This window comes from Microcoleus sp. PH2017_28_MFU_U_A (assembly GCF_020738035.1).
In the GTDB taxonomy this organism is placed as follows: domain Bacteria; phylum Cyanobacteriota; class Cyanobacteriia; order Cyanobacteriales; family Microcoleaceae; genus Microcoleus.
In genome coordinates this window covers 1-15,347 of sequence record NZ_JAEQCX010000039.1, presented here as the reverse complement: position 1 = coordinate 15,347, position 15,347 = coordinate 1, and the positions used below count along the sequence as shown (strand labels likewise).

Genomic DNA, 15,347 nt, shown 5'->3' with positions numbered 1-15,347 from the left:
GACAGTATAATAACTAATTTCTTCTTATAACAGGAAATTCTATCATAAATTTTGTGCCTTTTTGTACTTGACTTTCGCAGCGAATTCTGCCTTTTAGTTTTTGCGTGACAAGGTTGTAAATAATATGCAGTCCCAATCCTGTGCCGCCCTGACCTCTTTTTGTCGTAAAGAATGGTTCAAAAATTTTACTGAGATTTTCTGGGGTAATTCCTTTGCCGTTATCGGCATATTCAAATATTAGCCGATCGCCCTCTAGTTTCAAATCAAACGCCAGAATCCCCCCATTTTCTCCATCGTAAGCGTGAATTAGGGAATTCAACACCAGATTTGTCACAATTTGAGAGAACACACCGGGGTAACTGTCCAGTACAATATTTTCATCGCACTTAATCTCTACTTTGTGCTTAGTTCTTCTGAGTTTGGCGCTTAAGGATGTCAAAATCTCCTCTAGATAGTTTTTCACGTTAAACGTGCGTTTTAATTCGCTCGACTGATCTACAGCCACTTCTTTAAAACTGTGAATCAAATCTGCCGCCCGCGTGAGGTTGGATAAGATCATATTACTGCTTTGCAGCGCCGTATCCAGGAATTTTTCTAGCTCCGATCGTTTAATTTGTCCCTTGCTGTAAAGATCCAAAAATTTGGTGACTTTTTCAGCCAGTAGCGAGGCGGCAGTGATACCTACGCCGATGGGAGTATTTATTTCGTGGGCGACACCTGCAACCAACCCTCCGAGAGCAGCCATTTTTTCCGCTTCTACCAGTTTATTTTGAGCCGATTTTAAGTCTTCTAAAGTTTGGGACAATTCGCAGGTACGCTGCTGAACTAAGTTTTCAAGATTCTGATTGAATTGCTGCAAGTTCATGTAAAGTTGGGCGTTTTCAATCGAGATAGAAATTTGAGAAGACAGCAGTTTTAATAGTTCCAACCTGTCTGGCGTAAAAGCGCCTGTAGTCAGATTGTTTTCTAAATATAAAATGCCACTGAGTTTGCCTTGATGGATTAAGGGAGTGCAAAGAATTGATTTAGGTTGAACCGCAATTATATAAGGTGCGCGAGTAAATTGTCCTTCGCGGGTGGCATCATTTAAAACTATACTTTCCTGGGTACGAGCGACGTAGTTGACAACAGAAACTGCCAGCAAAGTTACTTCTCGATCCTCACATACAAAATCTATCGGAATTGATTGCATTACATTAACCCGCTCGACATCCACAGAGCCTGATGCTTCAATCACCCATTGACCAGATTTTTCTAGTATTAAAAAGCCTTTTTGTCCCCCGGCATTTTCAATAACAATTTTCATCAGTTTTGCCAGCAGTTTGTCTAGAACTATTTCGCCCGCTAAGGTTTGCGATGCTTTTACTGCTGTTGTCAAGTCTAGTACGCCTGCACCGTCGCTCGTAGTGCAAGCGCTACTCGTAGATTTGTGAGTTTCGATATTCGTTGAAATCGAGGGTGAAGTCAGCAACTGCGAGTATTTTGATTCTAAATGCGCTACTTTCGCTTTAGCTCCCCAGCGCTGATAGCAATAACGCGCTTCTGTCAAGTAAGTTTTCGCAATTCTTTCTCGTCCAATCGATAAATAAAATGCTCCTGCCAATTCTGCTGCTAGTGCTTGTACCTGTATGTATCCGTTTGTTTGCGCTCCGGCAATGGCGGAGTCGTAATATTCCATTGCTCTCACAATATCTCCCAATATTCGAGCTTTTTCAGCAGCAATCAAGTCACATTTTTGCTGGAGGTTCATCGGCGCAGAAAGTGCTTTTTTTTGCATTTTTTTTAGGTTGGTGTTTGCGTAAAAAAGATGCTCTTCTTGTACCTCTTTTGTTGCCGATGGATATGCTGCGAGTCGGGCTAGAGAATCATAAAAATGGTATTCAGGAACATTAATAAACCCCACAACTCCGTCTAAATAAACTTCGGCTTGCGCTGCATTTTCTAGCGCCAGCTCGACATTGCCAAATAAATAGGCTAATATTAATTTCTGTAAGTAAAAAGTTTGAAGTCCCACTCGATCGTTAACTTTCAACAGCAGCGGCAATAATGTTTTTTCGCTGTAAGCTTCACGTAATAAAATGTCGGGGCTTTCCATTTTCCCCATCAATTGCAAAACTGTTTGCCAATATATTTGATTCCAAGTCAATACCGTTTCTTGCTTTAGTTGAAATAGCAAATGGTTGTAATTTACCATTTTTCGTTCCAGTTGCGGCAATTCTTGACCAATAAAATACAAGGACTGACAAATATTTACGGCAGAATATCCAACCGATTCTAAATCACCATTTTCGAGCGCGCTTTGATAGGCTTCTTCTAACAGAGGTAAAGTATCTTTAACGTGATGTTTGCCGTGCATCAAAATGAAGGCAACTAAATTAAGAGTCTTGCTTTTGAATTCTAAAGCATTTAGCCGAGCGATCAAATTTAATGCTAATTGACCAAATCGCTCGCCCGATTCAATGTCTCTAACTATTCCTTTTAAAATTGCTCCGTAATTAGCATAACCGAAGGCAGAAAAAGCAGAGTTTCCGTAGTTTATAGATAAATTAACTTGCTCGCAGACAATCAACGGCAACAGTATGGGTTCAACAATCGAGGTAGCCGACAACATACTGGAAAGGACGCGCATAGTTGCTAATTTACGCGGCTCGGTCATCATAGGCAAGTCAATTAAATCTTCTATCTTTTTTCCTGTTAAATAAGCTGAGGTTTTGGTAAGTGCTTGCTGAATGTGGAGGGGAGTTGGCGATTTTGGAAAGTTTATTCCTAACATTGTGAGTGATTCCCGACCAATTGTTACCGCTTCTTGCAGTTTGGTTTGCATCGCACAAGCTGTGATTCGGATTTCAAAAACTTTGATTTTGTCTAGTTCATTTTTGGCGTATTGCAAGACAATTTTTGCCCATTTTTCCATTTGTTCAAAATCGGTATTGAGGTAAGCTGCTTCTGCTGCTGACTCGTAGAGTGCAAGAGTCAAGTCGTAGTCGGTTTGCCAACTTTGCATGGGAAGCAATGCAATACCTGCGGCCAAATATTTGACAGCGAGTTCATAAGCTGCACTGGCTTTTGCTTTGCGGCCCGCCATTAAATTTAATTTACATAAATGAAGTTTTTCTAATTCACTGCTGATGATTGGTTGGGCTGCATTTAGTTGGTTGACTAAATCGAAAATATGGTTTTCTAATTGCTCTGGATGCGCGTTTTGCAGCAAGAATCTGCCGATTTTGAGATGAATTTCTTGTTTCTGAGATTCGGATATTAAAGCGTAAGCTGCTTGCTGAACTCGCTCGTGCAAAAATTTATAAGTTGCGCTACCAGCATCAGCAACTGGTAGGGACAATTCATCTGTAACGTCTCTAGATATTTGGTCTGTTAACCCTGTGCTTGCTGCTAGTGCGATCGGAATTTTGTAAGCGTTATTCACGGGCAAAATCAGACCGGACTGAACTGCTTCCCAGAGGTGTGTTGCTGCGGAAGTCAGAGGTTGTTCGCTGATTTGGGAGAGAATTGCTAAATCAAATTTGTTGCCTATACAAGCGGCTAATGTTAGCAGTTCCTGCGTATTACCTGAAAGTTTCTGAATGTTGTCTATCATTAATTCCACAACATTGTCAGTTATTCCTATTTCTTGTATTTGCTCAATGTCCCACTGCCACTCGCCTGTGATTTTGCATTTTTTCACAGCTTGTTCTGGGATTTGTTCGGCAAAGTCAGACAAGTGAGGTTCGGCTCGATCGACCGAATTTTCAGAGGCTACAAATTTAAATTGTAGCATTTTTTGGGAGTAAAGAGACTTCAGCAATTGGGCTATAAAAAATGGATTTCCTCCGGTTTTGTGAAACAGTAATTGTCCCAAAGGTAGCGATTTTTCTGGGGCGCAGCTCAGAGTATCCGCGACGAGTTGATTGACGCTGTTAATATCTAAAGGCAAAAGGGCGATCGTACTTACATTCCCGCCTGCTTTCCTAATTGTTTCTGCGGCTAGCATTACGGGATGATTTGCATCTACTTCTGATTCTCTATAGGCTCCGATTATTAATAAGTATTGGCTGGGCATGTCAGTTGCTAGCAGTTGGATTAACTTGAGCGAGGCTGAATCAATCCACTGCAAGTCATCGAGAAAAATTACCAGCGGGTGTGCTTTTTGAGTAAAGATGCGGATGAATTTTTGAAATACTAAATTAAAGCGATTTTGAGATTCATTCGATCCTAAATCTGGCACAGAAGGCTGCGACCCGACAATCAGTTCTACTTCGGGAATAACTTCAATAATTACTTGGCAGTTGCTACCGAGAGCATTTAAAATTTTTTGTTTCCAAACTAGCACTTTGGCGGCTGTTTCTGTGAGAATTTGCTGCAACAAGTCTTGAAAAGCTTGGAGCAAAAAAGCGTAGGGAATATCGCGCTTGAATTTCTCAAATTTGCTGTCAATAAAATACCCATTTTCCCGGAGTATGGGTTGGTAAATTTCATAGACAAGCGACGATTTGCCAAGGCCGGCACAACCGGAAATAAGTAGGATTTCTGTATAGCCTCGCTTCATGCGATCGAACGTATTGAGAAGTAGATTAACTTCGGCTTCTCGTCCGTAAAGTTTTTGGGAAATTTGCAGGTGAGTTGACCGATCTTGCTCGCCGAGGGTGATGTGAGAAATTGCGCCGCTTGTTTGGAGTTGAGCGAGACAATTTTCCAAGTCGTACAAAAGTCCGAAAGCACTTTTATACCTGTCTTCGGCAGTTTTTGCTAATAGCTTCATTACGATATCGTCAACGGCTAGAGGAATCTCGTCGCTTTCTGTTTGATTGATGCTGCCTTTGACTTTCTGCTTTCTATTTTCGCCAGGAGAAACGGGCGTTTTAGCAATATGGCAGTGCACTAATTCCATCGGATCGATCGCATTAAAAGGCAATTCGCCGCAGAGCATTTCATAAAAAGTGACGCCTAAAGAATAAAAATCGGTGCGGTAGTCGATCGCCCGATTCATGCGTCCCGTTTGTTCGGGAGACAGATAGGCGAGGGTTCCTTCGAGTAAATGGGGGTGGGCCAGGGTGGGGTTTTCGCCTGGTAGCAGGGAGGCGATCGCAAAATCAGTAATTTTGACATCCCCAGTCTGGATATTGACAATAATATTGCTGGGTTTAATATCTTTGTGAATGATGTGATTTTCGTGGAGTTGTCCGAGAGTTTCTGCTAGTTTTATGCCTATTTGGAGAAATTGTTGTAACTCTAGCTGGTTGGTGCTGAGAAAATCTTTTAGGGAAATGCCACCAAAATCTTCTAAAATTAAAACAGGAAAGTGATTGTATTTTTCAAGCTTGTAAAGTTTGACTATTCCTGGTAAATTTAAATTTTTAAGGATTTCTGCTTCGTGCAGGAGTTGGGCTATTCGCCCTGGGGTAGGGTAGGTCGGTGTGAGAGTTTTCAGGATAACTGGTTTTTGTTCTTCAAGCTGCATCCCTCGATAAATAACTGTGTGGGGGTTTGTATAAAGTTCTCCGTCAATGCGGTATCCTGGAATAGTAATCATGCTGTTTGGGAGTGATTTAAAAATTGAAGTTTTATATAAATTTCGGCTGGGCTGGAATGATAGAGAGGAGACGGCTTGGCCTTAGTCCCTACACCAGATTAATCGTAGGAAAACGGCACTGCCGTGTCCTGATTTCTACACCAGATTAATCGTAGGGAAACGGCACTGCCGTGTCCTGACTTCAGGTAATACTTATCTATATTGTAGTATTCAAAAAATCAAAAATTGTATTTTGCGATCGCGCCAGTGCCAAAATAAACTGGTGCGTGCAAATCAACAGGTAAAATCTCAAAACAATCATGCAGAATATAACTGCCTCAAATCCAGCTACTGCGACCGATCGCGCTTTGGGCACCGCAGACATTAAACTACTGGTAGTGGATATCGACGGGACGATCGCAGGTTTGTCAAATCAGATCCGAGAACCGGTCAAGCAGGCCATTTCGGCAGCCCAGTCGCGGGGAGTGAAAGTAGCTGTCGCTACGGGCAGGATGTACCAGTCTGCTTTGCGTTTCCACTCGCATATCGGCTCAACTCTGCCGCTGATTTGCTACCAGGGCGCGTGGATTCAAGATGTCGCGAGTCAAAAGCGGCTGCGCCACTTACCGCTGTCGATACCAAGGGCTTTGCAATTGTTAGAGCATTTTGAAGTACCGGAATTGCGATCGCTCCTGTCGATCCATTTCTACATTGACGATAAACTGTATGTACCGGAAATTACCACAGCTACCCGACTTTATGCCGAACGATCGGGTATTGAACCAAATGTAATTAAAGATTTGCGGCGAGATATTCCGGGGGAACCGACGAAAGTCTTGGCTTTGTGCCAGAATCCGGAGGTACTCGACGGCTTGCTCATTAGTATGCGCGAGCGTTACACGCCTGCGGAGCTTTATTTAACTCGATCCGTTGCTACTTTTTTTGAAGCGACGCATCCTTTGGCGAATAAGGGAGATGCGGTGAAGTATTTGGCGGAGGAAATTTTGGGTTTGCAGGCGGCGAATGTGATGGCGATCGGCGACAATTTTAACGATCTAGAAATGATTTCCTACGCGGGTGTGGGCGTGGCGATGGGGAATGCTCCTGATGGGGTGAAGGCTGTTGCTAATTGGGTGGCGCCGGATGTGGAGGATGATGGGGTGGCGTTGGCGATCGAACAATTTGTTTTGGGCGATCGCTGATATTTGTAGCAATAATAATTTTCCCAAAATTATAGGGGCACGGCACTGCCGTGTCCCTATAATTTTAAAAATGTCTTTCAACAGAAAAAGCACCGACGACTGGCCGTGTTTCGTCTCGGTGCTTCTTCTGGTTCGCTCCTCACACGTCCATTAATATAGCTAACTCAGTACATTGTGTCAATACTTTTAACAAAAGTTTTTTTTTGAGTCTGCTGCGGGTGCGTGCGATCGAGGCAGAACCTTTGTAATGCAAGGGTTTAGCCGATCGCCCTGCACATCCATCCAAGCCGAAAAAATTTACTTGAATTCAACCAGCCAGTCCAAAATCAGAGTATTCACCTCATTTGGTCGTTCGTCGTGGGGACAGTGGCCTGTGTTGGGAATTGAGACAAATTTGACGGGTTTACCGTTGGTGGCCAATTCTTGGTAAATCTGGCTACCGGCGATCGGCGTCCAGGGGTCATCTGCGCCCCAAAGTACCAATAACGGACGATCGACCTTTGGCAGCAATTCCGACGGTTGAGGGCCTGCTGGGGCCGTGAGAATCGAGGCAAATACTTGTTGAGCTCCGGGCTCGCAGGAGGGCGCGTGGAGGAGTTCTACGAGTTCGTCGGTAATGGCTTCCCGATTGCCGTAGACTTGGCGCAGGGTGTTGCGGATGCGGTGTTTTTGGCGGATGTTGTTGAAGACAAAGGGGCCGATGATGGGCGATCGAACTAATTTAGCAAAAGTCCCCATGATTAATCCCAGGGGAAAACTCAGTTCTTCGGGTCGGTGGTTGAGTCCGCCGGCACAGTTGATTAAGACAGCGCCGGCGGAGATTTCTGGATGGTTGGCGACTACCATCAAACTTAGCAATGCGCCGATCGAATTTCCGACAAATACCGCCGGTTCCTGTACCAATTCCGCCCAGAAATCGGTGAGTAATTCTTCCCACAATTCCAGGGTGTAATCGAGGGCCGGTTTCCCGGAAGCCCCGAATCCCAACAAGTCCAGGGCAAATACGCGGTAGCCGCCGGCAGCGAGTGCGGGGATATTTTGCCGCCAATGCCCGATCGAAGCCCCAAATCCATGAATCAAAATCAGAGGGCGGCCCGTGCCTTGGACGGTATATTGGATTTTGTGACCTTTCCAAGTCCAAATTAATTTTTCAAAGCTGGTTGCAGATACTAATTGTTGTGCAGTCACGGCTATTATGTAAAGTTTCGTTAACTACTTTCATCATAGCAGAAGGAAGAAGTCAGTAGTCAGTAGTCAGTAGTCATGAATTATTAATGATTGGTGATTGGTGATTGGTGATTGGTGATTGGTGATTGGTGATTTGTGATTGGTGATTTGTGATTTGTGATTTGTGATTTGTGATTGGTGATTGGTTATTGGTTATTTGTTGTCAGTTGCAATACCCAATGCCCAATGCCCAATGCCCAATGCCCAATGCCCAATGCCCCATGCCCCATGACCCATGCCCGATGCCCCATGCCCCATTCCCAATTTTTACTTTTTTTGCAACAACCAATAAGTCATCATCTCCCCCTTACCTTTTACCGGAATCATGCCTCGCCTCTCAAACAAATACTTATCTTTCAAAAGCTCATAAGTGACATCAGTAACTTGAATGTTTCCGGAAAATCCCGTAACTTCCATCCTCGCCGCCACATTCACCGTATCTCCCCACAAATCATAGGTAAACTTGCTCACACCAATCACTCCCGCTACCACCGGCCCGGAATTGATACCGATGCGAATTGCCAGTTTTTCTCCTGTCTCGGCCGACAACTTAGCTATTTTTGCCTGCATTCCCAAGGCCATTTGGGCGATCGCCTCAGCATGATCGTCTCTCGGCGTCGGCAATCCCCCAACTACCATATAAGCATCACCAATCGTCTTAATTTTCTCCACACCGTACTTTTCAGCTAACTGGTCGAAGTGCGAAAAAATCACGTTCAATCGCTTCACCAACTCCGTCGGAGACATTCTCGCCGACAGTTCAGTAAAGCCAACAATATCAGCAAATAAAACACTGACTTCTGCAAAACTATCAGCAATTGTAGTTTGCTCCGCTTTCAAACGTTCAGCTATTGGTTTCGGTAAAATATTTAACAGCAACTTCTCGCTTTGTTCCTGTTGAACTTTGAGCGCTTCTTGAGCTAATTTACGCTCTGTAATATCAGAAACAGTACCTTCATAATACATCAGCTCACCTTTTTCATCTCTAACAGCTCGGGCATTTTCTGATACCCAAATCCGGTGGCCGTCTTTGTGATAGACCATAGATTCAAAGCCCAACACAGCATTTTGTGCATCCATAGCCGCCTCGAATTGCTGGCGGCGTTCCGGCTCAATGTACACTTGAGAAGTATTTTTAATACATAACATCAGTTCTGCTGGCGAGTTATAACCATACAATTTTGCTAAAGCTGGATTAGCGCTAATAAACCCTCCTGAAGGCGTGCTTTGAAAAATGCCTTCCATCGCATTTTCGACAATACTGTGATATCTTTCTTCAGCAATTCGCAGTAATTCTTCGGCTTTTTTGCGCTGAATCAAAGAACCTAATTGACTGCCTACAGCATCAAAAACATCTATAAATCGCGCGTCTTTCCTACCTGGCAAAATTTTAAAGAAAACCAGCACTGCCAAGAGTTCATCGCCTACCACAATCGGCACACCAAAAGCTGCTTTGAATCCGGTTGCTTGTGCTATTGCACTTCGAGTAAAAGGCGGGTAGCCCTGGGTAATATCTTCTACCCACTCCGGTTGCTTGGATACCCAAACTCGTCCCGGCAGCCCAATATTCCTGGCAAATGTCAGTTTTTTGCTTTCCCTGCGGAACCAGTCCATGCTGGCGTTGCCCGCATACCAACCCCTGGCAGATTCCAGGAAAGTTCTTTCTGCATTGGGAATCCAAGCTTCTCCTAAATCCCATCCGATTGTTTCGCCAACTTGGTGCAGAATTACTTCTAAAGCTGAGTCAAAGTTTACAGCTTCGCCGATCGCCCGCGTAATTTCCAGCAAAAACCGGATTGATTCTTGAGCCCGCTGCCGTTCCGCGATTTCCTCCTGCAATCTCGAATTGCGATCGTGCAATTCCCTGGCTTGCTGTTGCAGTTTCGATTGCAGCGATCGCAGCGAAAGTTGGTTTTCGACGCGGGCCAAAACTTCTTCTACTTGAAAAGGCTTAGTAATATAATCTACTCCTCCTACTTGAAAAGCTTTAACTTTTTCCAGCACGTCATCTAGCGCACTAATAAAAATCACCGGAATATCTTTAGTATTTTCAATTATTTTTAACTGCTGACAAACTTCATAGCCGTTCATTTTCGGCATATTAATATCTAGTAAAATTAGATCCGGAGGAGACATTTGTGCCGCTTGCAGAGCCAGTTGTCCGTTAATCGCCTTCCTGACTTGATACCCGTGGGATCCGAGCATAGTGGATAAAAGTCGCAAATTGTCCGGCATATCGTCAACGATCAGAATGTCTCTAGGAGTCGCTGGTAGTGGCTGGTCGTTCATCATAATATAATTGAGTTAAATCAATAATGATATCTATCCGAAAATTCTCGACCAAATCTTTTAAAGCGTTAGCGAGATTTGCTTCAGTTTCGGGAATTTGCTCGATCAGTTGGAGAATGCGATTGTCGTCAACGCAAAGTGCTGCTTGGTACAAATCGACTACCCAGTCTCTGGGCATTACACTCAAATCCTCCGCGGTCAAACTTTTCAGCAGTTGCGGTGCCGAACCAGAAGTAGATGAGTTTTCTTCCTCATAAATATACCGCAGGTTCAGGTGATGAGCTATCTTTTCAAATAGTACCTCTTCCCGAAACGGTTTACAAATGAAATCATCACAACCAGCAGACAAAATTATGTGTCGCTGCTCGTCAAAAGCACTAGCAGTCAGGGCAATAATTATGGTTTCTTTTCCTTCTGGAGTTTGTTTGATCAGTTTGGTTGCTGCGTACCCGTCCATCACTGGCATCAGCATATCCATTAAGATCAGGTGCGGCTTCCAAGTTGACTGTAAAGCAATTCCTTCTTGACCGTTAGTTGCTTCCTCGACTTCAAATCCCAGCGGTGCGAGCAACTTAAGCAGCAGTTGGCGATTTTCGGCTACATCTTCAACTATTAATATCCGATAAATTTGCTGTCCGGCTTCTAAAGCAATAACTTGTTTTGCCGTCGTTTTTTCTTGTTCGTCGCTTTCTGTTACTAACTTAACCTGGATATTAAACGTGAAAGTTGTGCCTTGACCGAGTTGACTTTCCACAGAAATATCACCTCCCATAATCCTGACAAACTGTTGGCTGATCGGCAATCCTAGCCCGGTTCCCTGCATGGATCTTCGACCTGTTTCGGTTTGTACGAAGGGCTTGAATAATGTGGGAAGTTCCAAGGGGGAAATGCCGGGGCCGGTGTCGGAAATTTCAAACAGCAATTGAGATTGATTTTCTTCAGTCACGTTGGTTTCTGCTTGGCTGCTAACGCGCAGAGTAACAATTCCGTGTTGAGTAAATTTAATTGCATTGCCGAGCAAGTTAATTAAAACTTGCCGCAATTTAGATTCGTCTGTTTGAATGTACTGCGGCAAATCGCCGATATTTTCAAAGATTAGATGCAAGCCTTTGGAGTTGGCTTTTAGTTGCAGCATTTCTCTGAGGCTGTCGAGAATGTTGTAGAGGTTGAAGCGGCTTTCATTAATGGTAATTTGACCTGCTTCTATTTTGGACATTGACAAAACATCATTGATGAGTTCTAGCAAATGTTCGCCGCTGCGGTTGATAATTTCTATGTATTCTTTTTGTTCTGGTGTGATAGAAATATTGCGAGCCATGACTTGGGAAAAACCGAGAATGGCATTGAGAGGCGTCCGCAATTCGTGACTCATGGAAGCGAGAAATTGGCTTTTGGCGCGGTTGGCAACTTCCGCGTTTTCTTTGGATTTAATCAGTTCCATTGACTGCCTTTGAGTGCGAGCGAGCAATTCGGCTTGCTGCAATGCTACTCCTAGCTGGGTGCCTACATGAACTGCAACGTTGATTTCAGCTTCGCTCCACTGACGGGGAGCTGAATTTTGATAGGATGCTAGCAATCCCCAGAGCTTGTCACCGCAGAAAATTCGGACGGTAATATAGGATTTGGCTTGAAATCTTTCTAGCAATTCGATGTAACAAGGGCTGAAGCCTTGCTTGTAAATATCTTGGACGCAAAGGTAAGTTTTACCTCTGCTGTAGGCTCCACCTGCGGTTTCTTGCAAATAAGTATCGCAGATTTCTTGTGAGGTGCTATCGAATTTTTGGACGAGGCAATTTTCGCTTTCTAAGGCGCCTTCTGTGAAGTTGGGGTCTATTTGCTGTGCTTGGATGAAAGAAATCCACTTGCTGTCAACGGATTCGGCTACAAATTCGCCGCTCCAGTCAGGATTGAAACGGTAAAGCCCGACTCGATCGCATTTCATGGTTTGGCGCAATTCTCGGGTTGTCGCGTGAAAAATTTCTCGGAGATCTAAAGTCTGCCGCATTCTTTCAATGATGCGGGCGATCGCTCTTTGGCGCAAAGCACTTTCTTGCAATTCGGTTTCTGCTTGCTTGCGTTCGGTAATATCTACAGCCATTGAAGCCGTACCGATTGCTTTGCCATTCTCGTCAATTAGCTCAGTATTGTACCACTCGCAGATGATAATTCTGCCGTCTTTGGTCAGATTTTCGGAAGTGGCGCTGGATTTGGCACTCAAGCCACGATCGAAAATCTCAGATGCTTGTTGGCGGTAGCTTTCAGGTACAATCAAATCGGTGGCGACTCTCCCTTTGGCTTCTTGCTCGCTGTAGCCAAAAATAGCTTCTGCTGCGGGATTCCAAGTGATAATTTCTAAACTCAGGTTTAACTCGATCACTGCGATCGGCGTTTGCTGCAATAAAAATGAGATTCTTTGCTGCGATGCTAGCAGTTTTTCTTCGGCTAATTTGCGATCCGTGATATCATTAGACGTGCCGAGAATTTGTTTCGGTTTACCATCAGCTTGTCTCAGAAATACTGTATCCCAACTGTGCATCCACCGCCATTCGCCGTTTTTGTGCCTCATCCGGTATTGAAATTCGATGATGTCACCACCTTGGGATCGATCGAACTTTTGAATATGTTGAAAAAAAGCCGATAAATCCTCGGGGTGCACCAGAGTTTGGAGCATGGCTTTACCCATATCTTGTATTTCTTCTGCCCCGTAGCCGAGGATCGTCGCAATTTGGCGGTTGGTGTAGACATTCCGCTGCTCAATTAAATCGTAAACGTACAATAGGTTGGGATTGGAATCGGCGATCGCCTGAATGAAGTGCTGGCTTTCTCGGAGTGCAGATTCTGCTTGTTTGCGATCGGTAATATCTCGCGCTACCATAATTACTGATTCTGCTGACAGCGGAGAAACTTTAGCATCTAGCCAAACTTCGCGATCTCCGACTGTATAGCTATATTCAACATTGATGCTTTGCTTCGTTTTGAGCACTTGTTGGATGGTATTTAATACCAAATCTGCTACAGATTGTGGCAAGACTTGATGGGCGGTTCTGTTAATCATTTCGCTGGCAGGTTTGGCAAAATTCGTCGCTGATGTCGGTGCGATTTTGATGCAGCGCCCTTCTGCATTTCTCACTAAAACTATGTCAGTCATGGCAGCAAAAATAGTCCGCAATTCTGCTTCTGACTCTTGAAGAGCTTGCTCGGCGAGGATGCGGGTGCGAATTTCTGCTTGCAACTGTTTATTTTGCCGATCGAGCTGCCCAATTCGCTTTTTCTCTCGATCGATCAGTTGAACTTGAGCCAGGGCGATGCCTAATTGAGCCGCCACCGCTTCTAACAAGTCGATTTCATCTTTCGTCCATTCCCGGTAGCGATCGCACTGGTGCAAGCAGATAGCGCCATTTGCCCTGCCTTGGTAGGAAGTGCGAATTGCCAGCATCGATTTTAACCCAATCTCGCGGCAAATCGGTCTAATAGCTTGCAAAAGAGGGTCTGAGTAAACATTGTTGGAGGCGATCGGCCGATCTTGTATCATCATTTGTACGATGTGAGGATTTCCCCAAATAGGAATGGGTACGTTCCAAATAGATTCCCACTCGGGTTCGAGATACTCCGCCGCCAGAGGAATATCGACTTGGGGAGTAGTAATGTAAGTATGAATCAAGCAGCGATTGACGTAGAATGTCTGACCGATTTGAGTTGCGGCTGTTTGAAAAATTTGTTCTGGATGCAAGCTCGATCGAATTTCTTGAGTTATTTTGGCAATCAGCAACTCTCGCTGAACTTTCCGTTCTAAAGCAGATTTAGCTGCGGCAGTTTCTATTTCTGCTTGCTTGCGATCGCTGATATCAAAAAGCACGCCATACCAAACTATATCGCCATTGTCGCGCATTTCTGGTCGAGAATTAGATTGCAGCCATTTGAGTTTTCCCGACGGCGTAACAATCCGCCATTCAAAGGCAAAAGGTTCTAAAGTTCGAGCGCTTTCTGCAATCGTTTCCATCACATATTCTCGGTCATCTGGATGATTTCGATCCCATACCAAGCCAGCATCTTTTAAAATCTTTTCGCTCTCTAATTCGTAAATTTCCCGACAAGCATAACTGATATATTCAAACTTATAACTTCCCTGTGGATTTTGCACTAATTGGTAAATAACGCCCGGTATATTAACCGCCAATTTCTGCAACCGCGCTTTGCTTTCCCGGAGTGCTTGTTCTGTCTGCTTCCGAAATTCTACCTCTCGTTGCAGTTGGACATTCTGCTGTTTTAATTGTTTCGATAGCTGCTGGATAGTCAATTGACTTTCGATCCGCGCTAAAACTTCTTCCACTTGAAAAGGCTTAGAAATGTAGTCAACACCGCCAATTTCAAAAGCTTTTACCTTATGAAAAGTTTCATTAAAAACGCTCAGAAAAATTACCGGAATTTCCCGAGTCTTTTCGTTGGCCTTCAGTTTTTCGCATACTTCGTAGCCGTTCATTCGGGGCATGGCAATATCTAGCAAAATCAGGTCTGGTAGAACGGTAAATTTAGCATTTACAACCATTCCTCCAGAAATAGCCCGCTGAACTTTATACCCTTCTTTCGTTAAGATATTTGATATAAACCGAAGGTTGTTAGGCTGGTCATCAATAACTAAAATGTGAATGCTTTCTTTGTCAATTACCATTTTTTCTAGAGCCATTTTTCCTGTCTATTGTTAGCAGGTCAATTATTTAATGAAGCGAGAAATTAATTTCCTGAAAATCAAATGATTCATCAAGCCTTTTCAAACTAAGCATACAGAGATTTTTTTAGATAAGTCCATTGACTGACGTGCCTTTTCCTAGTTTTTTTTGATCCCGATATTAGATTGCCAACTCCTATTAACCGAATTGTTGCCATATTTTATCGTAAAAACAAATCCAATTATTCCCTGAAAATATTAAGTTTTGCCAAAAAAATCATTGATTAGGCACTCCAGATTTTTAAACCTGAGTTTTTTAACTCTGTTCTAGGGCTGCGATCCGTCTTTTCGTACATCTAACCGCTCGTAAAAACATGGACAAAGCTACCCAAAAGTAGTCAATGTTAGACATCTACGTTAGTAATTTTAGTCCACAGTCCTAAAACTACAGGAATAA

Annotated in this window: 5 protein-coding genes; 1 reads left to right on the top strand and 4 read right to left on the bottom strand. The window is 43.8% G+C overall.

Going from position 1 to position 15,347, the window contains the following annotated elements:
- Positions 1–13: 13 nt before the first annotated feature.
- Positions 14–5,527 carry a trifunctional serine/threonine-protein kinase/ATP-binding protein/sensor histidine kinase gene (locus JGK14_RS08295; protein WP_325314950.1) on the bottom strand — a complete coding sequence of 1,838 codons (5,514 nt, stop codon included), beginning with the start codon at positions 5,525–5,527 and terminating at the stop codon, positions 14–16.
- A gap of 299 nt (positions 5,528–5,826) precedes the next feature.
- Here JGK14_RS08295 and JGK14_RS08290 point away from each other — a divergent pair, with 299 nt between their 5' ends.
- Positions 5,827–6,708: a Cof-type HAD-IIB family hydrolase gene (locus tag JGK14_RS08290; RefSeq protein WP_293190345.1), complete on the top strand. Its 882-nt coding sequence runs from the start codon at positions 5,827–5,829 to the stop codon at positions 6,706–6,708.
- Positions 6,709–7,005: 297 nt separating this feature from the next.
- On the opposite strand, the gene JGK14_RS08285 is transcribed toward JGK14_RS08290, so the two are convergent.
- The 3 genes from JGK14_RS08285 to JGK14_RS08275 form a co-directional block, all read right to left on the bottom strand.
- Positions 7,006–7,896, bottom strand: a complete 891-nt coding sequence (locus JGK14_RS08285; protein ID WP_325314949.1) for an alpha/beta fold hydrolase — start codon at positions 7,894–7,896, stop codon at positions 7,006–7,008.
- Between the two features lie 306 nt (positions 7,897–8,202).
- A complete protein-coding gene (locus JGK14_RS08280) occupies positions 8,203–10,227 on the bottom strand; it encodes an adenylate/guanylate cyclase domain-containing protein (RefSeq protein WP_293211372.1) in 2,025 nt (674 codons plus the stop codon).
- Positions 10,193–14,908, bottom strand: a complete 4,716-nt coding sequence (locus JGK14_RS08275) for a PAS domain S-box protein (RefSeq protein ID WP_325314948.1) — start codon at positions 14,906–14,908, stop codon at positions 10,193–10,195. Before JGK14_RS08275 ends, JGK14_RS08280 begins: the two co-directional genes overlap by 35 nt.
- Positions 14,909–15,347: the final 439 nt, after the last annotated feature.